The organism is Cuniculiplasma divulgatum, assembly GCA_031200235.1.
Lineage (GTDB): Archaea > Thermoplasmatota > Thermoplasmata > Thermoplasmatales > Thermoplasmataceae > UBA509.
This window is the reverse complement of the sequence record CP133595.1, coordinates 1,421,878-1,442,669: the sequence shown is the minus strand read 5'-3', so window position 1 is coordinate 1,442,669 and position 20,792 is coordinate 1,421,878. Positions and strand designations below refer to the sequence as shown.

23 protein-coding genes and 1 tRNA gene are annotated in these 20,792 nt (G+C 46.5%); 12 read left to right on the top strand and 12 right to left on the bottom strand.

Annotated elements, in window-relative coordinates:
- Positions 1-16: 16 nt before the first annotated feature.
- The 3 genes from RE469_07655 to RE469_07645 form a co-directional block, all read right to left on the bottom strand.
- Complete coding sequence (locus RE469_07655) at positions 17-769, bottom strand: methyltransferase domain-containing protein (GenBank protein WMT44072.1); 753 nt, start codon at positions 767-769, stop codon at positions 17-19.
- A gap of 53 nt (positions 770-822) precedes the next feature.
- The gene (locus RE469_07650; protein ID WMT44071.1) at positions 823-1,890 is read right to left on the bottom strand and encodes a transposase; all 1,068 of its coding nucleotides are present in this window, start codon (positions 1,888-1,890) and stop codon (positions 823-825) included.
- 135 nt (positions 1,891-2,025) lie between these two features.
- Complete coding sequence (locus RE469_07645) at positions 2,026-2,670, bottom strand: fibrillarin-like rRNA/tRNA 2'-O-methyltransferase (protein WMT44070.1); 645 nt, start codon at positions 2,668-2,670, stop codon at positions 2,026-2,028.
- Between the two features lie 181 nt (positions 2,671-2,851).
- Between RE469_07645 and RE469_07640 the strand changes: the two genes are divergently transcribed.
- Together RE469_07640 and RE469_07635 are read left to right on the top strand one after the other, a co-directional pair.
- Positions 2,852-3,337 (top strand): multiprotein bridging factor aMBF1, encoded by a 486-nt coding sequence (locus RE469_07640; protein WMT44069.1) that lies wholly within the window; start codon positions 2,852-2,854, stop codon positions 3,335-3,337.
- 125 nt (positions 3,338-3,462) lie between these two features.
- The gene (locus tag RE469_07635) at positions 3,463-3,750 is read left to right on the top strand and encodes a hypothetical protein (protein ID WMT44068.1); all 288 of its coding nucleotides are present in this window, start codon (positions 3,463-3,465) and stop codon (positions 3,748-3,750) included.
- Positions 3,751-3,752: 2 nt separating this feature from the next.
- On the opposite strand, the gene RE469_07630 is transcribed toward RE469_07635, so the two are convergent.
- The 3 genes from RE469_07630 to aspS form a co-directional block, all read right to left on the bottom strand.
- Complete coding sequence (locus tag RE469_07630) at positions 3,753-4,724, bottom strand: 3-hydroxyacyl-CoA dehydrogenase family protein (protein WMT44067.1); 972 nt, start codon at positions 4,722-4,724, stop codon at positions 3,753-3,755.
- 53 nt (positions 4,725-4,777) lie between these two features.
- Positions 4,778-5,116 carry a tRNA-binding protein gene (locus RE469_07625; GenBank protein WMT44066.1) on the bottom strand — a complete coding sequence of 113 codons (339 nt, stop codon included), beginning with the start codon at positions 5,114-5,116 and terminating at the stop codon, positions 4,778-4,780.
- Between the two features lie 267 nt (positions 5,117-5,383).
- Complete coding sequence (gene aspS / locus RE469_07620; GenBank protein ID WMT44065.1) at positions 5,384-6,673, bottom strand: aspartate--tRNA(Asn) ligase; 1,290 nt, start codon at positions 6,671-6,673, stop codon at positions 5,384-5,386.
- A 212-nt stretch (positions 6,674-6,885) separates the two neighbouring features.
- Here aspS and RE469_07615 point away from each other — a divergent pair, with 212 nt between their 5' ends.
- Positions 6,886-8,163 (top strand): nodulation protein NfeD, encoded by a 1,278-nt coding sequence (locus RE469_07615; protein WMT44064.1) that lies wholly within the window; start codon positions 6,886-6,888, stop codon positions 8,161-8,163.
- A 42-nt stretch (positions 8,164-8,205) separates the two neighbouring features.
- Here the strand turns inward: RE469_07615 and RE469_07610 are convergent, their stop codons facing one another.
- Genes RE469_07610 through RE469_07600 form a run of 3 tightly spaced genes read right to left on the bottom strand, consistent with a single transcriptional unit; the run spans position 8,206 to position 11,310 of the window.
- The gene (locus RE469_07610; protein ID WMT44063.1) at positions 8,206-8,895 is read right to left on the bottom strand and encodes a class I SAM-dependent methyltransferase; all 690 of its coding nucleotides are present in this window, start codon (positions 8,893-8,895) and stop codon (positions 8,206-8,208) included.
- Between the two features lies 1 nt (position 8,896).
- Complete coding sequence (locus RE469_07605) at positions 8,897-9,199, bottom strand: DUF424 family protein (protein WMT45651.1); 303 nt, start codon at positions 9,197-9,199, stop codon at positions 8,897-8,899.
- Positions 9,200-9,201: 2 nt separating this feature from the next.
- Entirely contained in the window at positions 9,202-11,310 is a 2,109-nt protein-coding gene (locus RE469_07600) for a minichromosome maintenance protein MCM (GenBank protein ID WMT44062.1), read from the bottom strand.
- A 185-nt stretch (positions 11,311-11,495) separates the two neighbouring features.
- On the opposite strand from RE469_07600, the gene RE469_07595 reads away from it, so the two are divergent.
- Positions 11,496-11,569: transfer RNA gene (locus RE469_07595), tRNA-Thr, on the top strand.
- A gap of 83 nt (positions 11,570-11,652) precedes the next feature.
- Positions 11,653-12,555 carry an NAD-dependent epimerase/dehydratase family protein gene (locus RE469_07590; GenBank protein WMT44061.1) on the top strand — a complete coding sequence of 301 codons (903 nt, stop codon included), beginning with the start codon at positions 11,653-11,655 and terminating at the stop codon, positions 12,553-12,555.
- A 192-nt stretch (positions 12,556-12,747) separates the two neighbouring features.
- Here the strand turns inward: RE469_07590 and RE469_07585 are convergent, their stop codons facing one another.
- From RE469_07585 to RE469_07575, 3 genes are all read right to left on the bottom strand, one after another.
- On the bottom strand, positions 12,748-13,134 hold the full coding sequence (locus tag RE469_07585) for a ferredoxin family protein (protein ID WMT44060.1): 387 nt from the start codon (positions 13,132-13,134) through the stop codon (positions 12,748-12,750).
- Positions 13,121-13,495, bottom strand: coding sequence for a ferredoxin family protein (locus RE469_07580; GenBank protein ID WMT44059.1), 375 nt, complete (start codon positions 13,493-13,495; stop codon positions 13,121-13,123). The genes RE469_07585 and RE469_07580 overlap by 14 nt, the downstream gene beginning before the upstream one ends.
- 108 nt (positions 13,496-13,603) lie before the next feature.
- Positions 13,604-14,575 carry an ROK family protein gene (locus RE469_07575; GenBank protein ID WMT44058.1) on the bottom strand — a complete coding sequence of 324 codons (972 nt, stop codon included), beginning with the start codon at positions 14,573-14,575 and terminating at the stop codon, positions 13,604-13,606.
- Between the two features lie 186 nt (positions 14,576-14,761).
- On the opposite strand from RE469_07575, the gene RE469_07570 reads away from it, so the two are divergent.
- From RE469_07570 to RE469_07540, 7 genes are read left to right on the top strand one after another with little or no spacing between them, the layout of a single operon-like run.
- On the top strand, positions 14,762-16,015 hold the full coding sequence (locus tag RE469_07570) for a TrpB-like pyridoxal phosphate-dependent enzyme (protein WMT44057.1): 1,254 nt from the start codon (positions 14,762-14,764) through the stop codon (positions 16,013-16,015).
- Positions 16,012-16,758, top strand: a complete 747-nt coding sequence (locus tag RE469_07565; GenBank protein WMT44056.1) for a tryptophan synthase subunit alpha — start codon at positions 16,012-16,014, stop codon at positions 16,756-16,758. Before RE469_07570 ends, RE469_07565 begins: the two co-directional genes overlap by 4 nt.
- Positions 16,759-16,765: 7 nt before the next feature.
- On the top strand, positions 16,766-17,725 hold the full coding sequence (gene trpD / locus RE469_07560; protein WMT44055.1) for an anthranilate phosphoribosyltransferase: 960 nt from the start codon (positions 16,766-16,768) through the stop codon (positions 17,723-17,725).
- Entirely contained in the window at positions 17,718-18,344 is a 627-nt protein-coding gene (locus tag RE469_07555) for a hypothetical protein (GenBank protein ID WMT44054.1), read from the top strand. The genes trpD and RE469_07555 overlap by 8 nt, the downstream gene beginning before the upstream one ends.
- The gene (locus tag RE469_07550; GenBank protein ID WMT44053.1) at positions 18,313-19,503 is read left to right on the top strand and encodes an anthranilate synthase component I family protein; all 1,191 of its coding nucleotides are present in this window, start codon (positions 18,313-18,315) and stop codon (positions 19,501-19,503) included. Before RE469_07555 ends, RE469_07550 begins: the two co-directional genes overlap by 32 nt.
- The gene (locus RE469_07545; protein ID WMT44052.1) at positions 19,500-20,063 is read left to right on the top strand and encodes an aminodeoxychorismate/anthranilate synthase component II; all 564 of its coding nucleotides are present in this window, start codon (positions 19,500-19,502) and stop codon (positions 20,061-20,063) included. The genes RE469_07550 and RE469_07545 overlap by 4 nt, the downstream gene beginning before the upstream one ends.
- Entirely contained in the window at positions 20,060-20,773 is a 714-nt protein-coding gene (locus RE469_07540; protein WMT44051.1) for an indole-3-glycerol-phosphate synthase TrpC, read from the top strand. The genes RE469_07545 and RE469_07540 overlap by 4 nt, the downstream gene beginning before the upstream one ends.
- The last annotated feature ends 19 nt before the right edge of the window (positions 20,774-20,792 follow it).

Sequence of the window (20,792 nt, the reverse complement as noted above, 5' to 3'; positions counted from 1 at the left end):
AGAATACAACAAGATATTAACTTGGCTTTTCAGCTATCAAAATCATCCTGTGCTTGTTTATCTTTTTTCTGTCTGAACTGATTCCAGCACCCTTCAGATCGTCTCCGGTGGCAGTTTCGAGGACCTGCTTCACCTGTTTGAAAGCTTCCCCGCTGGTCGACGCTGGCGCCATCCATGCTTCCACGCTGTATTCCTCCTGAGTTTCCCTGGTCTCAATGATCCTGAATCCTGCCGCTGAAACAAAATGTATCCAGTTTGAAATTTTTTCGGCACCGACATGGGAGGGACCCCTTATCCTTTCAATTCTGTTGAGTAGGTCTGAATTATCTGCCTCAGGCACCACCATATCCACAAGCCCCAGTTTGCCGCCGGGTTTCAGGACACGCATCACTTCCCACAGGAAGGCTCCTTTATCAGAGAAATGGTGGGCTGCCCTCCTGCATGTTACTACATCATATAACCCTGATTCAAGCCCGGTGCTTTCCACCATTCTTTCCATAAACTCAATTCCGGTATATCCGGCCTCTGTTGCATTCTTGACTACCTCAGAAAGCATCTCTTCAGTTGCATCAACGGCAGTGACCTTGCCACACTTTCTGGCAAGTTCCATGGCTGTGAAGCCTGTTCCTGGAGCCATGTCCAGGCAATTCATATCCGGCCTCGGTTGAAGCATATTCATCAGGACAACCAGGTCGGATCCCTGGCTGTGGGATTTGCTCTTTGAATATTCCCGGGCATTTACTGAAAAGAATTCCCTGAAATCGGACATCTTATTCGATGGTCAACTACCAACTGCTAAAGCATGTTGGCTTGTAACTCTTATCAGGCTACAATAGGCTGGCTGACAGCAGCCCTGTTCCTGATGTTGAGGGAGGCGATGAAATCCGCTTCTCCCTCAAACCCACAGGAAATACATTTGAACCTGGATTGTTCCAGCCTGTTCTTCCTGCTTATGGCATGGCAATGGGGACATTCCCTGCTGGTGTTGTGTGGGTCCACAACAATGACAGGGATTCCTGCTTCCCTTGCCCTGTATTCAATGAACGACCGGAGCTGGTTGAAAGCCCACGAATTATGGATGTACCTGTTGCCTTTCCTAACGGTTGTCCTCATTCTTATGCCACTGAGGTTTTCAATGGCAATCGCAGAAGAGGTGCCTTTGGCTTTCTGAACGATCTCTTTAGATATTATGTGGTTGGTGGTTCTGGCGAACCTGCCCTCCTTTCCGGAGAGTTTCTTCAGATGGCGTTTTGCGGATTTGGTCTCCACAGATTGCAGCCTGGAACGGAGATCAGCATTGTGTTCCCTGACCTCATTGATCTCATCACCGGAATAGTACTTCCCGGTAGAATCCACCGCAATATTGACGATGCCCATGTCAACTCCCATGATGTCCTTCGGTTTGATGATGGGTTCTTCAGGAACTTCAACGGCAACCATGAGGTAGAACATTTTGTTTTTCCTTATGAGATCACACTGACCCCTGATCCTTTCAAAAGGTATTTCACCATATTTTCCAATGGTTATGGGTACTCTTACCCTTCCACTGGTAGTACTGATGCTCACCTCATCAACACCCTTGAAGCTCAGTATCCTCTGATCATATACAATGGAACCAAAATCCCTGAACTCATGGAAAGACGTCTTATCAGCCTTATAGGTTTCAACAACCTTTGCTATGACCCTGATGGCAAGCTGTGCAGCAAGACCGAACCTCTCCCTGATGTCCCTGTACGTGATTTTCTGGAGAATAACCTTGTTATACAGTTTCCCTTCAAACGCTATCCTGGAAACAAAGTTGCAGGCACTGTTGAATTTGATGAAGGTATCAACCAATGCTCCCTGCTGTTTATCATCGGGAAGCAGTTTTATCTGAAGGGTCTTAAGCACAATATTGATATATACACTCAATATATAAGAGTGTCGCAATTCCTCCCACATCTGAAGAGGTGGGCTTCCTTGCGACTGGAGATCGTGAATACCATTTCCAAGCCGGATTGCCGGGATAATTCTGGCAATGGCTGGTCACAGCCTCTTGAGCCTTAACATGTAATTTGATTTTGAAAATGGCGACAGATCCACCGTTTCCAGCACCCTGAAACCCTCAATCCTTGAAGTTGCCTCCTGCAGTATGTCCCTCTCATGCCCTTTGCTTGAAATTGCCCTTATCTTCAGGACAAGCAGGGCATCTTTGGCATCTGTAAATGCTGCTGCATTGCTGTTGAATATCTGGACCTGGTTGCGCTGGGCAATGTCCTGGTATATCATGTCCACCCGATCAATGAAAAACCTGAAACGATCGACCTGCCCGGCATCCTCGATTATTGGGTATATATTGTCCCTCTGCTGTGAAAGATCGAGAAGCTGAACAAAAGGATCGTAGGCTTTCTCAATGGCATACACTCTTCCGCTGCTGCATATGTCCGAGATGTGGCTGACCGTTGTTCCTGACGCTGCACCGAGATACAGCACATTGGAATTCTGCCTCAGAGGAACAGTTGTGATACGCTTCACTATGGCTGCCGCCAGCTTACTCCTTTTTGGGTTCCACTCACGAAGATACCCCACTTCAATCTTTCTGATCTTTTCTCCATAAACAGGCCTATTGCTTCGTGAAACTGTGTATAGCGAATTCTTCTGCTTAACAACCCCAATGGGCAGAGTGTTCAATATGCATCATATCTCTGCTGAATCCATCCCATTCGGCACGCTCTGGTTTAATCGCCAACAGTTGCATTGTTGTATCTCCGAAGGAACCGGATGTCAGCCCATGTGCATGGGTTTCATCTATGTCATATTTTCCATCCCTGACAGGTGTTATTTTGCCAGTTTGAAAGAGGCAGTGCCATTAATGAATCATGTTTTTATTCCCGGTTCCAATAAGGAAAGCATGGACTGCGAAATGTGCGGAAAGAATGTGCCCCACCTGACAAAGGTGAGAATAGATGGTGCAATCCTGAATGTGTGCGATGCTTGCGCTAAATTTGGCACCCCTGCAGAAAGTATCAGGACCAGCTTCAGCAAACCTGCTGCAGAAGAACCAATCGCAACCATAAAGATCAACCAGAAACGGATTATTGTCCCTCCAGCAAAGCCAACATCCCGGAGACGAACCCGGGACAACATCGACAGCCTCACCGTTGTCCAGGATTATGGCGAACTCATAAAGGAGGCCAGGGAGAAGCTGAACATGACACAGGATGAGCTTGCAGCAAAGATCCTTGAGCGGAAAAATGTGCTTTCAAGCATGGAACGCGGAGACCTTCTTCCTGAAATCAAGGTCGCCAGGAAACTTGAAAAGGTTCTTGGAATAACGCTGGTGGAAAAGGAAGAGTAAATGCGAAATTCCCTGCTTTTGCTTATATGGTGTGGTTTCCATTCCATATTTAACAACTTTCTGACGGACCCCATACAGAAAAAGCTTAAATAACAAGTTTTTTTCTATGCTAACAGGTAGCTGATTTGAAAATAGAAGTTGGGCAAAGGTTTGATTTTGAAGTGGACCGGGAGGATGTGGAAAACACGGAAAGTGGTTCCATAATAGCCACGTGGTACCACATGGGAAACCCGATCTACGTGGAATTGTCAGTGAACAAGACCATGATCCACGAGATAAGGAGCATATTCAGGAACAACAGAAACAAGACCGCCCTCATTTCAATCGCCAGAATATCCAAGTCAAAATATGTTGTTAGCCCCACAGTTGTTCTGCTTAACAAGCAACTGAAAGACGTGAAGCAGGTAAAATGAGGTCAGTATTTGTAGAAGCCCTCACCTGATTTTTTACCGAAAAGGCCAGCTTCCACCATCTTTTGCAGAAGCACGGATGGCCTGTATTTCTGGTCCCCGAAATCATGCTGCAGTACGTTGCATACGTCCAGGGTAACGTCCAGTCCAACCATGTCCAGCAGTTCAAGTGGCCCCATGGGCATACCTGCACCCAGTTTCATGGCAGTGTCGATATCCCGCGCAGAAGCTACGCCCTCCTGCATCAGGAAAACGGCCTCATTCAGCATGGGGACCAGCATCCTGTTCACCACGAATCCGGGATTCTCCTTAACCGAAATTGGAACCATCTGTTTCCTGTGGTTGTGCAATCCCCCAATGAATTCCATTGTTCTCTTCTCTGTCTCATATGAAGTTTTCAGCCCTTTTACCACCTCCACAAGTGGAAGAGTGAATGGAGGATTGAAGAAGTGTGTAATTATGACCCTTGAAGGATTTCCCGTGCCTGAAGCTATTGCAGTTATGCTAAGGGAAGATGTGTTGGATGCAAGGATTGTATTCTCGCCCACCACTGATGAAAGTGATCTAAAAATGTCTCTTTTCACGTCAAGATTTTCGAATGCAGCCTCTATGACAAAGTCGACATTAGACATCTCGGAATAGTCAACAGTTGTGTGGATTCTTGACAGAACCTTCTCTGCTTCTGTTTCTGTAAATTCTGGCCTCATTTTCTGTTTCAGCACATCTTCCTGATCATGCGTGAGTTCTATTCCAAGCAGCCTGATCCTGTCCGCCTCTTTCTTATACCTGCCTTCCTGATATCTGACCTGTGATGATACAATGTCCCTGATCTTCTTCATACCCCGCTGTATAAGCTCGTCGTTCTGGTCCTTCATGACAACATCATACCCGTTGAAGGCCATAACCTCGGCAATTGATGCCCCCATGTTACCGGCACCCACAACTCCTATGCGGCTGATACTTCCATCTGATTTCATGCCAGGATATTCGATGCACGAATATGGAATTTTCACAGGTCAAAGGTCTGGCGTCAGTGAAGTTTTGCACCGGGTTCAACGTCCTTATCTGGGAAGACGAGGACAGTATTGCCTTTGCTGTCGGGGAGCCCCAGAACCAGTACCTCAGAAATGAAGTTGGCTATCTGTTTCGGTGGGAAATTAACAACTGCTATCACAGTCTTTCCTACCAGTGATTCTGGAACATAGTGCATGGTAATCTGGGCACTGGACTTCTTCAACCCCAGGCTGCCAAAATCTATTGTGAGCCTGATTGCTGGCTTCTTTGCCTCAGGAAAAGGTTCAGCGGAAATTATTCTTCCAGCCCTTATATCGACCTTTTCGAAATCAGAATAAGTAATCATCTCCGACATTTCGTCACCACACGAATATTGGATTCAACCTATAATATGGTTGCATCGCCACGAAGCAGCATTTGATTTCACATTACTTCAGCCAGCAGACTATTCAATCATGGTTTTATTCTATTACACATAAGAAATGTTTAAATATCGCTTTTTAAATGTATTAATTGGTCATTGATGTCCAAGAAAAAATTTCTAAGAGATGACCTGGAAATAGCCAGCTATGAAGAGATGGATCAAGTAGCTTTTGGTGACGATGGGAGGAAAAGAAAGGAATCAGGGGACAATTCTCGTTCTATCCCTAGGAAATAGAGTAACCTCACGTATGTTGGGGAGGTTCAGTATGATCATGCTGAGCCTTTCCAGTCCCAGTCCCCAGCCTGCGTGTGGTGGCATGCCATATTTGAAAGCCTTTATATAGAATTCAAAGGCAGAAGGATCCAGGCCTTTCTGCCTGAACCTCTTTTCTAGTAAATCAGGATCATGGACTCTCTGTGCTCCTGAAGTTATCTCCTTCTCTCCGAACTGCAGATCATAAGAGTTGGTGACCTCATCATCCCCCGGCTTTGGCATGGTATAGAAAGGCCTGACAGATGACGGCCATTCTGTGATAAAATAGAAATCCGGGAATTTCTTTCCTATTTCCCTGAGCTGCTCTGGAGTGAAGTCCTCGCCGAATGTGACTGACTGTCCCTCTTTCTCCAGAATTGAAATGCAGTCCCTGTATGTGATCCTGGGAAACGGTACATCCGGAACCTTCAGATGTATGCCATGGAGTTCAAGGGACTCAATATTTTTATCCACAACTTCCTGAATTCCGGATCTTACTGCATTTTCAAGCATCCTCATGGCATCGTTATGATCCGAGAAAGCCATCTCGATATCCACAGAAGTGAACTCGTTCAGATGCCTTACTGTGTTATGCTCCTCTGCCCGAAAAGCCGGCCCAACCTCAAAAACCCGATCTATCCCGCCTGAGATCAGTATCTCCTTGTAAAGCTGCGGACTCTGGTTCAGGTAGGCATTCTTTTCAAAATACTGTACCCTGAAAAGATCGGCGCCACCTTCCGTGGCGGCTGCCACGATTTTAGGTGTATGTACCTCGATGAAATCCTTTGACATAAGGAATTTTCTGATGCCCCAGAGAAGGGAGCTCTCGACCCTGAAAATCAGGTGCTTGTCTGGTTTCCTCAGATCCAGAAATCTGTTGTTCAGCCTTGTATCAAAGTCAGCTTCCACCGGGTCAGTAATTCCAAGAGGAAGAGGAGTTCCCGCCTGATTCAGAATCTTCACTGATTTTGCAACAACTTCTATGCCGGACTTGGCAACGCCTTCCTTTGTGACTGTACCTCGCACAGATATAACGGATTCCCGGTTGACTCCAGTAATGATGTCAATGTCTGGAATATTCTCCGGCTTAAGAGTTACCTGAACGGTTCCTGTGCTGTCACGCAGTATTAAGAATGAAATCTTCTTGAGCTTCCTGACTTCCTGAATCCAGCCATTGAGCTCAACTTCTGAGTTATCCATTGAGTGCCTGAGATCCCGAATGTAAATTCTTTCCATCCGATGCTTATCTTATGGATGCATAAAATTCTTTACGGAATTTCATGAACACTTCTTGACTTGCCGATCCATTCCATACATGAACGGAAGATAGGAATTGGGCTCACGGCAGGTTCTGTACAGTACCTGAAATTTTCCATCAGAAAACTCCCGGAATTCCGAATATCATCTTCTGGAAATATAATTATAGAGATTCACTCTACTAACTGTATATGCGGAAGATGCTCACAACTCTGGCCATAGTGCTGGTGGCAGTTTCAATGCTGCTGGTCTTGTCTTCCCACTCCACGGCATCCACTGGAAAATCTGTGGTAATACTTAATCTGCACGAGGCAATTGATGCAGGCTCGGACCAGTTTCTTGCCGGTTCTCTTTCAGCATTAACATCCTCAACCACAGCTGCCGTTATCATTGACATGAATACACCCGGCGGAATACTGGAAAACATGCTGGACATGGTCAGCGCAATAAATGCCACCGAATCACGGGGCATACCTGTTTTTACATATATTCCTGCGGATTCCAATGGAGCATCCGCCGGATCATATATAGCCATGGCATCCACCGGAATCTACATGGGCCCCGGTTCCTACATCGGGCCATCCACTCCAATCGTTGTCGGTGGCACTTCACTGGAACAGAATCACACAGAGAGTGCGATGGCCAGCCTCATGGCTTCAATGGCACAGGCACATGGCAGGAACGTTTCCGCTGTCCTGAACATGGTATATGAAGACGTTGCATACACCGCATCTGAGGCGATGTCATATGGTGTGATCACCGGGCTTTCCAACAATCTCACAGATCTCATGGGAACACTTAACCTCACCCTGTACCACCCCTATACTTTGAATCCTTCTTTCTATGACAATTTTCTCAGTTTCCTGAGCAATACAACGGTGGACGGCATCATGATCCTCATTGGTGCCATAGCAATCCTGGCTGATCTGTATCATGGGACTGTGGCCCTGAGTGTCATAGGCATAATATTTATAGGTCTCGGTCTGGTTGGGGCAGAACTGGTGAGTGCGTCTTTGATAGGTATCATAATATTGCTGATGGGGGCTGTGCTCATATTCCTGGAGGCAAAAACAGGGCACGGCATAGCTCTGGTATCAGGCGTTGCCGTATCTCTTGTCGGAACATTCATGCTTGCTTCGCCATATCTTTCCAGCAACCCGGGCTATTCGCCGTCACCAATTGGAACAGATTTCTACCTTGCCGCTGTGCTGGTTGCAATTCTGGCAGTGATAGTTGGGCTGTTGATCAGGAGGATAGCAATTTCACTCAAGGCTTCAAAATACACTGGAGCTGAAGCACTTATAGGAAAGACCGCACTGGTAAAGAAGCAGTTGAACCCGCAGGGATGGGTATCCTATGAGGGCATACAGTGGGAAGCTAGAAGTGTGGACGGCACCAGTATCGAGGAGGGACAGAAGGTCATAATAGTTGCAAGGGACGGCCTGACCCTTCTAGTGAAAAAGCAGTAGACATTTCCCCTGCAGATAATGCCAGTGTGAAAATGTGATCACTCATTGGAGAGCTTTAACTGCCACGTGGAGTGCTATTGCACCAAGCATCATTGTTCTGTATTTTTTAATGGTAAGGCCTGCATTCTCTATTTTCTGCCTGACCACCTCTGGAGAATAGAATTTCTTGACGGACTCCGCAAGATAGCTGTATGATGTTGATCTTGTCACAAGGTTTCCAAAGATCGGGACAATATGATAGAAATAGATACCGAAGAGCAGCGAGAACCCCGGAGTCTTTGGATTGTAAATATCAAGATTTGCAAAAATGCCACCAGGCTTTAGCACTCTTCTCACTTCCGTAAGATACCTGTCAAGGTTCTCAAGGTTCCTGGTGAGGTATGCAGATACAACTGCATCCACGGAACCGTCATCAAGAGGAATGTTCTCAGCACTTGCCGTTATGAACCTTGTTTCGGGAAGGTAAGATGGCCTGAACATGCTCTGGGTTATGTCCAGCGATATGGTTGAGCATGAGGGGCAGGCCTGCAGGATTCCATGTGTCAGCTTGCCTGTTCCAGCTCCGCAGTCCAGAACTGTCTGGCCCGTTTTCAGTTCAAGCTCCGATACAAGGGTTCGCCTCCACCTCTGATCCATCCCCATTGATATGAAGCTGTCAAGGAGATCGTATCTGTCCTGTATGCTTTCAAAAACGTGGACAACAAGCTCCTCTTTCTTCCCACTCTGATCCAAGTCATTCCACCAGCTTGGCAAACTGGGCGTGGGGAACACCATCGATGTAGATCACGTTTTCAGGATCGATAAACTCGTTGTGAATGGCAAGATTGACTACTTTCTTGCCAACAAGGTTGGCAATTGTGCACATGGCCATTGACGATAGAAATGTTTCCTCCGACACCCTTGTCTCTCCGTAGAATTGCGGTATGACCTTCAGGTGAAGCTTCCCCTCCCTGAGATCCCTGTCAATCAGGTCTGAATCTGCAGCAGCCAGAAGCACTTCACCCTGTGCACTGATCATCTTCATGTTGATTTCCATCTTCACCTTATCACATCTAATTTCCTGTAGGATGGCTCGTAAATCTGCCCGGCGCTCTTAAGCCTGGCGATCGCCTCCACTGCTCTTTCTGCGGTAAGTCCTCTGGATGCTGATATGGCAATAACATCGTCGATGTCCGCCTGATTCTTCTCCTTCTTTATTTCCCGTATTATGTCGAATACAGTCTCCAGATCTGACCGCTGCTTTGAGCTTGTTCCCGTATACAAGATATCTATGTCAAGTTCACCATTGTTCATTGAAACGTCCTTGAGATAGTAGTCCACTATCTTCTTGGCCAGCAGGGCGTCTGCTGTGGTTACAATGGGGGAAAGCCTGGCCTTGGCAGCTGCCTCTGCCAGCCTGATGGTGGATTCCAGCTGCCGGGCTGTTATTGGTATGGAATCCGGATTACCTCCCCTTGTCTTGACGTATTCTTCCTTTAGAACCTGGATAGCATCGTCTGAAAGCCGTGGGAATATCCTGGTCCTTGCATATGAAACATATTTCCTGATGAGTTCCTTCTCCACGGCCGGCTTGAAACCCTGTTCTTCAGGTATCTCGAAGTCAGAGATCTCATTGAGTTCAAGGCTCCGGTAAATTTCACCGACCCTGTGGGCTTTCAGTACGTGGTCAGCAAGCCTTTCGTCATTATTCCTGTCTGGCCTGTCGATGATCTTGAATATAACGTCAAACCTTGAGAGAAGGGGCGGTGGAAAGTCAATCTGGTCCACTATTGGCCTGTTCTGATCATATCTCCCGAATTTGGGATTTGCTGCACCCAGAATAGAACATCTAGACTTAAGGGTGGCCATTATGCCTGCCTTGCTTATGGTTATGGTCTGCTGCTCCATGGCTTCGTGCATTGCCGCAGTATCCTTGTCATCCATCTTGTCAAGCTCATCGATTGCTGCAAAGCCGTTGTCTGCAAGCACCAGTGCTCCGGCTTCCAGAGTCCATCTGCCTTCTCCGAAGTCATCTCTTACTGCTGCTGCCGTAAGTCCAGCCGCACTGGACCCCCTGCCAAAGGCAAAAACACCACGTGGAGAAATCTCTGTCATGTACTTCAAAAGCTGGGACTTGGCTGTTCCAGGGTCGCCCACCATAAGTATGTGGATATCACCCCTCATGGTAGTTCCGTCCCTCATGACCTTACGGACTCCTCCAAACATCTGGAGAACAAGTGTTGTTTTCACCATTTCCATGCCATATATTGTGGGTGCAATGGATGTGGCCAGAACATCAATTATATTGGGCGTACGTGACAGTTCAACTATCTTCTCCTCATCTTCAGTTGAAATGTTGATCTCCTCAAGCTCCTTCGACTTCTTATAGTGAAGAGCGTAGAAGAAGATGTCATATTCAGTGAGCATTATGTTTCCGGCTCTCTTCTGCTCTGCACGGAGGATTCCGTCGATTGTCACTCTGTCGCCAGGAAACAGCCTTCCCGTGATGTCATCTTCCATTATGACTGCTATTCTCTGGGGCTGGGTTCCGCCCTCAAGCGTCTCAGGATTTTCCTGGAGCTCCACCTTTTGTGTATCAACAAACTCAGAAAGATCCGATTTCAACTTGAATTTTGCCTTGGAATGATCCAGGCCGCTCTCCAGCTTTCCCTGACACTCCTGCGGTTCATCCAGCTTCCCCCGTTCCTGATGAACGAGATTTATCTCGCCACATACGCTGCATTCAAATGCAGCTATCTGGAGCCGTGGGAGAACTTCGGTATTTTTCCTTATTATTCCAGTTATGCTGAGCAGCTTGCCTATATCCGGACTCCTCAACTGCCTGATTTCCTTGCGGAATGCAGGATCCTCGCTAATGTCGGTGATCCTGAGATTTATTCTTGTGACATTTCCCCGATCATGGCGCATCATTTCCTTCAGGACGTCTTCTCCCAGTGAAATGAAAAGCTCCGGATCCTCAGCCAGTCCCTGGTCAAAGCCATTGCTTCGGCCATACTCTGAAATGTCCCTGAATGATACGTATAAGGATTTTTCCTCCGGATACATTGCACTCAGCTTGTTTATCCTGTCAAGATACCCGAATTCCGAAAATATCCTCATCCACCCGGCCTTAATCTTTTCCGGGTCATCCATAAGGGAAGTAATCATTTACATGGTGAGTCTCAAACTTACTAAAATACATTTGTAATCGCTAACGCATTCGGGTTCCATGCACGGAAAAATTCATAATATGCCTGTTTCAAAACCCCCATATGCTGGCTTTTGCCTCGGAGAAAATATCATAATCATGTCTTGAAAAAATTATATACCGTCCAAAACATCACCATTGCCGTGCCGTCGTAGCTCAGCCTGGTAGAGCGCGTGCTTGGTAAGCACGAGGTCGCGGGATCGAATCCCGTCGGCGGCTCTTATGCAGTATTAAGATTTGCAGGGCCACACGGCAATTAAAAATGCTGTCTGTTATTCTGGCGTTATATTCGGATTCTAGTTATGGGCGGAACTGGATTTATAGGGCGTTTCCTTGTCAAATACCTGCTGAATGATGGTCATGAGGTCTTTGCTGCCTCAAATGGAAAAACTAAGGTATCATTTGCAGGTGAGGCAAAATATTTACATTTTGACAGATTCAATCCACTATCCGTTAAAGAATCAATTGGAAATTTGGATCACTTTGATGCAGTTTATGATCAGCTGGCTTTCAGGATTAAGGACGTAAAGGAACTCACTGATATCATGGCGGGAAAAACTGATTCGTATATATTCACCTCAAGCGCAGCTGTATATTCAGACAAATCGGGATTATTATCTGAAGATCAATTTGACCCTTTTAGTTATGAATTTGATGATAAAGAGAGCGAAAAATCCTACTCAGATGGAAAGAGAAATGTTGAGGCCTATGTATACCAGAACGCTGATTTTGCGGTTTCATCTGCGAGATTCCCCAGCATTTTGGGCAACTGTGACAGTACCCTTAGATTTCAGGATCATCTCAGAAGGATAGAACAGGGCAGACCTTTCTGGGCACCCGAAAAAGCCGGCAGAAGAAACTTTACCTGGGTGGATGACGCAGGCCGGTTTTTGGCATGGCTGGAAACACATGATAAGAAATGGCCATACAATGGCGCATCAGCAGAATGTTTCGACATACGAACCTTTCTTAACTTAATAGGAAAAGTCATGGGAAAAACTGTTTCTTTCCAGTCACAATCAGAGCAAGACAAATCCGGATACTATAAGGATGTGGACTTTATTCTGTCAACTCAAAAGGCCAACCATGAGGGGTTTAAATTCACTGGCACAGAGGAGTGGTTGAGTAAAGAGGTGGCAAATTACCGTATACAACCTGATATTGAATGCAGTTCACAGGAATACGCAGATTCGCTTTTCCCATAAACATATGCTGAACCAATGACACCAAAATAAAAGGCAGGTTCCCAGATGCCACGTTCAATGCAGGATTTTCTTCCAGGTTCTAACAAATTTGGACTGAAGCCATTCATATGGTAAATTGTATTTATGAATCTGGATGGCTTTCCACCAGGGATACCTGTGAAGAGCAATGAATTATTCCGTTCTGGGAAGCGGTTAAAGCTTCGAAAAGGATGCATTGCTCTGAGCTGCAATTAGGGAAGGATTGTCTGATATTTTTTTCTGAAACTCTTTCTGGACCTGACCGGCAGGAATTCTCTCCACAACTTCTTTCAGGTATGACAGGTCAGGGAATGAGATTGCATTCCAGAGGCAGGCAACTCCACAGTTGTTGCATCCAACCATACAGTTCTCTGGAAACATGACTACCGACTTGCTCCTTTCCAGATCATAACCGAATACGTTCCTTTTTTCGCCGCAGGTCACCACACAGAGACCGCAACCCGTACACTTGCTCTCGTCCACTGTCGGATGCCAGTCTATATTCTTCCTTTCCATTCCGTGCCATATTGCAAATGGGGTTGCTGCATTACTGTTTGTCATTTATAACATCCTCCTCCAGATGAACAGAGTGCTCCGGGAATTTCTCAAGCCTCGCAGCAAGATCTTCCTTAACCCTGGGGAAAATCTTGTACTTGATCACTACGTTTCTGACAAATTTTTTTGGATCCTCTGGAAATGCTATGGCATCCCTGTCACAGAGCTTTCCGCAGGTTGTGCATCCAATCACACATTTTCCGGGATTTACGACTACGGGCTTTGACGCATGAAGGTCCCACCGATATACATCATTTCCACAGGTAAGCAGACACATTCCACATCCGTCACACTTCTGGGCATCAACAATTGGATACCATTCAACAAGGCGCCTTTCAACTCCGTGCCAGGTTCCGTCGCCACTCATGCATTATTTATGCTGTATATCTATATATTAACATATACTAATACATGAAGCGGAAGTTTTAATTGTGAAGACTTAGAGGTTTTCTGAATCGGGAGTGATAATGACCAATTATTTCGTGTCAGGATTTCCTTCCGCAACAAGCCGGTTGAAGAGCGGCACAGAAACAGGGGCAAGATCCGGCCCGTTCTTCAGTCCCCTCAAAATCTTCACTGGCCTGTACATACTCTTGAATTCCTCCCTGACCGCTGTTCTCAGTGGCCCAAATAGATCATTGCCGGCGTTGGCTATGCCACCACCTATGATGAGAACTTCCGGGTCCAGTATGTTGATTATGTTTACAATGCCCACTGCCAGGTAATATATGGTCTCCTCTACTATGAGCTGGGAAAACATATCGCCTTTTCGCTTGAACTCAAAGACCTTCTTCGCATCTATCTCTGAAGGCTTAACCTTTGAAAAGAGTTCAGATTCCTTCACGGCCGTGATGTTTTCCGAAACACGTCTTGCTATTCCCCTGCCACCTGCAATTGCCTCCAGGCAACCTCTCCGTCCGCACCCGCAGACTGGGCCGTTGGACATGACCACCATATGGCCAACCTCCAGCGCCATTCCATGTGCACCACGGTAAAGCTGCCCGTTCAGGAATGCCCCGCCGCCGATGCCAGTGCTCAGCGTCATGTAAACGAAGTTATCGATGCCTCTGCCATTGCCGAACATCCTTTCCGCTATTGTTGCTCCTGTAGCATCATTTTCAAGATCAACAGGCACTCCAAATTCAGTCTCAAGTGCTTCGCTAATTGGGAAATTTCTGAGGCCCAGAATATTTGGGGACGATAATACCATTCCCTTCTCCCTGTCCACCAGTCCTGCAAACACAACTCCTATGTTATCCGGCTGTTTTACACCAACCTCATCCAGCAGCTTCCAGCCCATGTTTATGAGATCTTCCTTGAGCCTGCCTCCACCCAGGTGCCTTACAGTCGGTTTCCTCAGCGACTTGATGATCCTGCCATTTTCATCGCCGATCACGGCTGAAATTTTTGTCCCACCCACATCATAACCAAGAATAGTTCTGGGCATCCATACTTGATTTTCTTTCTAAATATAAAGAATGACATACGGGGAGAAAATTCAGTGAAGTATGACAGGCAGCAAAATAATCAGTGTCTGTGGAATTGTTTATATCGTACCTGATGGTATACAAATATCTATAGTGAGCTATACTAAACATTAATGTTTAAATATTATACAATGATGGTAGATTACATGCTATCAACACAGAAAAGTGATCTGATCCCAGAAAAATGGTACAATGTTGTTCCCGATCTTCCGGAACAGCTTCCGCCACCCCTTGACAATGAGAAGAACAAATCCTCCATAGAACTTCTGAACAGCATCCTACCAAAGGAAGTGCTGAAACAGGAGTTCACATTCCAGAGATTCCTGAAGATTCCAGATGAGGTAAGGGAGATATATGAGCAGACAGGACGCCCTACTCCGCTTGTAAGGGCAAGAGGATTGGAAAAATATCTGGATTACTCCGGCAAGATACTCTACAAATATGAAGGGGCCACCATAACTGGATCGCACAAGATAAACACCGCTGTGCCCCAGGCCATCTATGCGGCAAATGAGGGTGTCGAGAAAGTTGTAACCGAGACCGGTGCTGGACAGTGGGGCACGGCCACAAGCGTTGCTGCTTCATTTGCAGGAATCAAGGCCAAGGTCTTCATGGTTAGAATAAGTTACCAGCAGAAGCCCCTGAGAAAGAAGATCATGCAGCTTTATGGTGGAGAAGTTTCTCCAAGCCCTTCTGACGAAACGGAATTCGGCAGAAGCATGCTTAAGCAGAATCCGGATCATCCGGGTTCACTGGGAATAGGAATAGGCGAGGCAGTTGAATATGCTCTGGACCACAATCTCAGATACCTTGTCGGAAGTGTGTTCAACTCCGTGCTGACGCACCAGAGCATCATAGGTCTGGAAACGGAAAAACAACTTGAGATCATGGGAACTGAACCTGATGTCCTTATAGGCTGCGTTGGTGGCGGCAGTAACTTCGGCGGATTCTCATTTCCCCTCATGAAGAAATTCAAGGATGTGGAGGTGATAGCATCAACGGCAGCTGAGGTCCCTAAATTCACAAAGGGAGAATATAAATATGATTATGTGGACACCGCAAGGATCCTGCCATCTGTGAAGATGTTTTCTCTAGGGGCAGACTTCATGCCGGAGAAAATATATGCAGGCGGGCTCAGGTACCACGGCGCTGCCCCGTCCCTCTCAATGCTTGTCAATACTGGAAGAATAAAGACAGTCGATGAAAGTCAGGAAAGCGTCATAGAAGCTCTCAAGATTTTCTCAAGAACTCAGGGAATCGTTGCAGCACCGGAATCAGGGCATGCCATTGCCACGGCCATTGATTACGTGAGAAGCCATAAGGACGAGAGAAAGACAGTCGTTGTGAATGTGAGCGGACATGGACTGCTTGACATGTCCATTTTCAGGGATGACCAATGAACAGCCCTTCAACCATACTTTATTTCACATCTTCGTTCCCGGATCACGGAACACTGTGTGGCTTTCTAGAGAATGTTGACCCTGCAGTTGTAAAATATGTTGAGGTGGGATTCCCTTCATCTGATCCAAGATACGACGGACCGGAAATAAAAGAAACACATGAAATTGCTGAGAAGAATTTTCAAAGCGACCATCTGGAACAGTATGCGGATATACTTGGAAAAAAAAATGTCCGAACGTATCTTCTCACGTATTACAGAGATCTTGCAAGACAGTCATCAGATTTTATTCCACATCTCAGTGATTCCGGTTTTTCCGGTGTAATTGTTCCCGACCTGCTGGTGGACTATAGTGCAATTGCATCAGATGTCATAACCCGGATACAGGGAAGCCTTGATTTCATACCGTTCTTCAATCCAGCCACACCTGATGGAGTCATAGAACGGATCAGTAGAATGACAGAATCATGGATTTATTACGGCCTTCAGCCGGCCACAGGCATACGTATTCCATATGATCTTGAGGAGGTTTCCAGAAGGATAATTGAGCTTTTGCCTGGCAGGGAAGTGAATTTCGGCTTTGGTATCCGGTCAATGGACCAGATAGGCAGAATCATGGATCTTGGTTCAAAGGGAGTGGCCTTAGGCACACTTCTTGTCCCCATGGTCAGGGAAAACCGGCTTGATGATTTTGTGGAGCTTCAGGAGCAGATCAGGGAGGTTCAGGATCATGTTAAGGGGTGAACGGAAGATGAGCAATGACCGAATGGCATCGGCGTATGCCAGATTGAAAATCCTTCTTGAGAATTCTTCAGACGAGGAAAAGGCAAATTTCCTGCGTGAGGCGATTCCAGAGCTCATTGACGGTTATGAGATTTCAGGCTACTCCCGTGCTGTAAGGGAAAGATCCTTTCTTCCACGTATATCCGGTGCCATTGATATCGTTGGAACCGGAGGAGATGGGAAAAACACCATAAACGTGAGCACTGCAGCTTCGGTTGTTGTTTCTGCAATGGGACACACGGTTGTCAAACACGGCAACTTTGGATCTTCAAACCATAAAGGGAGTGCTGACTTCATGAAGTACCTTGGCTATAATTTCAACTTTAATGAAGATGGGTTAAGGGACAGAATAAGTGCACTGAACTTCGCGTTCCTGCTTGCTCCTCTTCACAACGACAGTTTTGCGAAATTTGCTGCAGCCAGGAAAATTGTTGCCCGCAAGACGGTTTTTAACTATCTGGGGCCCATCACCAACCCTGCAGATCCTGAAACTGTGGTGCTTGGGGCGGCGGACACCAATATCCAGAAAATTTACGCCGAATTCATTCAGGCAGAAGGAAAGACAGGGTATTCACTCCACGCAGATGACGGCATGGATGAGGTTTCACCCTTTTCCGGAACCGTGCTACTGCACGTGAATTCTAATGGAATCAGGAAAATCACCATTGAACCTGAAAAATTGTTGAGTACCAGTCCCGATGAAAAACATATTGAATCACCTGATCCTGAAAAATCATTTGCCATGACTGTTCAGGGGCTTTCCGGGAAATCGAGGGCCACAGCCGAATTCATTGCCCTGAATGCAGCACCAGCTCTTGTTGCGGCAAGAGGTTATTACAGCCTTGACGACGCGTACAGCAAAGCTCTTGAATGCATTCTCTCAGGTGCTGCATACGCTCACCTCAGGAGGATTGTTGAATTTGCATGACAGTGCCCCTTTCGTGAAAATATGCGGAATAACCAACATTGATGACGGTATTGCTGCTTTAAGGGCCGGAGCTGCCATACTTGGGGTGGTGATTTCTGATCTCTCTCCAAGAAAAGGGACTATGGATCTAGTCCCAAGGTTGAAAGATGCAGGAGCTGTGGTTGCCACAGTGCATACTGACATGGAAAGCGTTCTGATGAATAATGGCCAGCAGGACTATGTTCAGCTTCACTTCGACCATACGTGCGATGACATCTCAAGAGTCAGAGAAAAGACTGGAAAGAAGATCATATCAGTAATGAGGACAAGGGATGTGATCTCTGCGGTAAATATTGGCAGAGATCGCATCAGTTGCGGTGCCGATCTTGTCCTCATAGATACAGGCGTTCCAGTTGCGGAAATTATAAAGGGAAAGGACTTGCCAGAATTCCACGAAAGAATTGGTCTGGCTGGGAAAATTTCACCTGAGAATGTAAGCTCCATAATGGAAGTGCATCCTGGATTTCTGGATGTGAGCAGTTCCATCGAATCTTATCCTGGAAAGAAGGATATCGAACTTATAAACAAATTCATGGAGGTGGTGAGCCGTGAAAGGCAGCGTATATACACAGATTCCTGATCTGCTTTCAGGAAATGCGGATTTTGCATATATGTGCAGGTTCAATGATAAAAACCGTTTGCACGGGGAAGAAGTGCTGATAACAACGGCATCTGCACCTGAATCCGGAAGGGGGAAACCCGGCAGCACGTTCATGAAGATGCTGGAGGAACTTCATAATAGCACCATCCTGAATGCGCCTCATTTTGCTCCCGTTATATTTTCATACGACATGGTGGAGGAAGTCTTTGGAATAAGCCTGAGGAAATCTTCCGGTTGGCCTTATTTCTCATATATAGTTCCAGATTCCGTACATACAGGAAAGGTTGAGAGACCTTCCGGTGTTCCGGTTATCGGGGGTGCAAGGCCAAGGATTGATGACAGAGAGAGGCGAATACTCAGAGAAACCATAGGTGATGTGCGAAATCGGATAAGGGAGGGGGAACTTCTACAGGCAGTAATTTCCCAGCAGTTCCGCATCCCTGATTCCGTGGACAGCTTCGGGCTTCTGAAGCATCTTCTTGTCAATGACAGATCCCGATACGTGTATTATTATAAATTCGGTGATCTGGAGGTTGTGGGAAGCTCCCCGGAGAATGTTTACAGGCAGGATGGGAAACACGCGCTCATAAACCCAATAGCCGGAACCAGGCAGAGGACCCCTGGCGAAGTGAATTCAAACGGAAGTATACTGGAGTTGCTGGCTGACACAAAGGAGCTCTGTGAGCACAGGATGCTTGTGGACCTTGCTAGGAACGATCTTTCCAGAATCAGCGATCCCGGAACCATAAAGGTTACAGGCGACATGGTTCCTGAGGAATTTTCTTCGGTAATACATCTTGTGAGCACGGTGGAATCAAGACTCAGAAATACAGTCTCTCCACTTGATGTCCTTCTAAGTATATTCCCTGCCGGAACCGTAAGCGGTGCACCAAAAAGGAGGGCCATAGAGATCATAGACAGCCATGAGGAGGTTCCCCGGGGAGGATATGCAGGATCTGTTGGCCTCATGGGGTTGGACAGTGCCGATATGGCTCTTGGCATAAGGACGATGTTCAGGACGCATGATATGACCTACACGCAGGCAGGTGCAGGAATCGTTAAGGATTCTGTCCCTGAAAGGGAAGTTGAGGAGATCATTGCAAAGGCGGGTACAGTAATTTCAGGAGTGAAATCATGAAGGTGATGGTTATCGACAACCATGATTCTTTTGTCTACAACATTGTGGATATGATCAGGAGATTGGGGGCAGAAGTTGAACTTTTTGAAAATGACGGCCTTCCGGATCCGGCATACGCTGCTAAATTCCAGTTCCTGGTGATTTCTCCCGGTCCTGGAAACCCGCTCAATCCCGGCGATCGCGGAAGCACACTTGATTTCATATCCAGAACGAAATTCAAAAAGATCCTCGGTATATGCTTTGGACACCAATTGCTCGGATTTCATCTGGGATCAGGAATTTACAGGACAGACAGACTTTACCATGGCGAGGTTGACACCATTTCTAACCTGGGAGGTGGAATCCTGAAGGCAATAAACGGCGACTTTCACGCGGTGAGATACCACTCACTTGCCATAACTCCCTCAAGCGCAATAACCGTGGATGCAGTATCCGAAACAGATGGTACAATAATGGCATTCCATTCAAAGGATGATAGAATTTATGGGGTGCAGTTCCACCCTGAAAGCCATTATTCTGAGTTTGGAGACATGATAATCAGGGAGTTCCTTTCCGCATGAACACTGTTGAAAAAATCTACATGGACAACCCGGGAAGACCCCGCTTTCCATATTCCAGAACAAGAGACACTATTAGCCTGATTGGAGAGCTCCATCGAATAAAGGCCCATGGAAAACCTGGCATTATAAAGGAGTTCAAAAGGCGCTCCCCGTCGGGTTTCCTGAATGACAGGTACCCCTCTGTACATGACTATTTCAGGAGTAAAATTGATGCCAGAACGGCAGGCATGAGCATTCTCACTGAACCTGATTACTTTAATGGTTCCTATGAGGATCTGAGCATATGCCAGGAATTCAATCTGCCCATTCTTGACAAGGATTTTATTTCCACCCCCGTAATGGTGGAGAATGCATACAATGCTGGAAGTGATGCCATTCTCCTCATAATGGACTTTCTGCCTCCACATGCGGTGGAAGAGCTCGCCTGTACGGCACGGAACTACGGGATGGAAGTTCTGATTGAATTCCACGATCTGCGGTTTCTATCTGAAATAGAGCCCATGGATGGAGTCGTATATGGATACAACAGGCGCGACCTCAGGAGCCTGAGAATGGACCCCCAGGATAGAGTTGTGAACGATTACCTACGGGAACATCATGTTGACATTATCCTTGAAAGCGGCCTTGATTCTTCATTACTTAACAGTGCTGAACTATCTGCATTTGCTGGTTTCCTCATAGGAACATCGGTCCTGACGGATAATATTTGACGAATCACCATGCCTCTGC

Bases quoted from the DNA above. Each gene is read 5' to 3' on its own strand.
- RE469_07655 (WMT44072.1), bottom strand. From the start codon at position 769: ATGTCCGATTTCAGGGAATTCTTTTCAGTAAATGCCCGGGAATATTCA.
- RE469_07640 (WMT44069.1), top strand. From the start codon at position 2,852: ATGAATCATGTTTTTATTCCCGGTTCCAATAAGGAAAGCATGGACTGC.
- RE469_07630 (WMT44067.1), bottom strand. From the start codon at position 4,724: ATGAAATCAGATGGAAGTATCAGCCGCATAGGAGTTGTGGGTGCCGGT.
- RE469_07625 (WMT44066.1), bottom strand. From the start codon at position 5,116: ATGTCGGAGATGATTACTTATTCTGATTTCGAAAAGGTCGATATAAGG.
- aspS (WMT44065.1), bottom strand. From the start codon at position 6,673: ATGGAAAGAATTTACATTCGGGATCTCAGGCACTCAATGGATAACTCA.
- RE469_07615 (WMT44064.1), top strand. From the start codon at position 6,886: ATGCGGAAGATGCTCACAACTCTGGCCATAGTGCTGGTGGCAGTTTCA.
- RE469_07605 (WMT45651.1), bottom strand. From the start codon at position 9,199: ATGGAAATCAACATGAAGATGATCAGTGCACAGGGTGAAGTGCTTCTG.
- RE469_07600 (WMT44062.1), bottom strand. From the start codon at position 11,310: ATGATTACTTCCCTTATGGATGACCCGGAAAAGATTAAGGCCGGGTGG.
- RE469_07590 (WMT44061.1), top strand. From the start codon at position 11,653: ATGGGCGGAACTGGATTTATAGGGCGTTTCCTTGTCAAATACCTGCTG.
- RE469_07585 (WMT44060.1), bottom strand. From the start codon at position 13,134: ATGACAAACAGTAATGCAGCAACCCCATTTGCAATATGGCACGGAATG.
- RE469_07580 (WMT44059.1), bottom strand. From the start codon at position 13,495: ATGAGTGGCGACGGAACCTGGCACGGAGTTGAAAGGCGCCTTGTTGAA.
- RE469_07575 (WMT44058.1), bottom strand. From the start codon at position 14,575: ATGCCCAGAACTATTCTTGGTTATGATGTGGGTGGGACAAAAATTTCA.
- RE469_07570 (WMT44057.1), top strand. From the start codon at position 14,762: ATGCTATCAACACAGAAAAGTGATCTGATCCCAGAAAAATGGTACAAT.
- RE469_07565 (WMT44056.1), top strand. From the start codon at position 16,012: ATGAACAGCCCTTCAACCATACTTTATTTCACATCTTCGTTCCCGGAT.
- trpD (WMT44055.1), top strand. From the start codon at position 16,766: ATGAGCAATGACCGAATGGCATCGGCGTATGCCAGATTGAAAATCCTT.
- RE469_07545 (WMT44052.1), top strand. From the start codon at position 19,500: ATGAAGGTGATGGTTATCGACAACCATGATTCTTTTGTCTACAACATT.
- RE469_07540 (WMT44051.1), top strand. From the start codon at position 20,060: ATGAACACTGTTGAAAAAATCTACATGGACAACCCGGGAAGACCCCGC.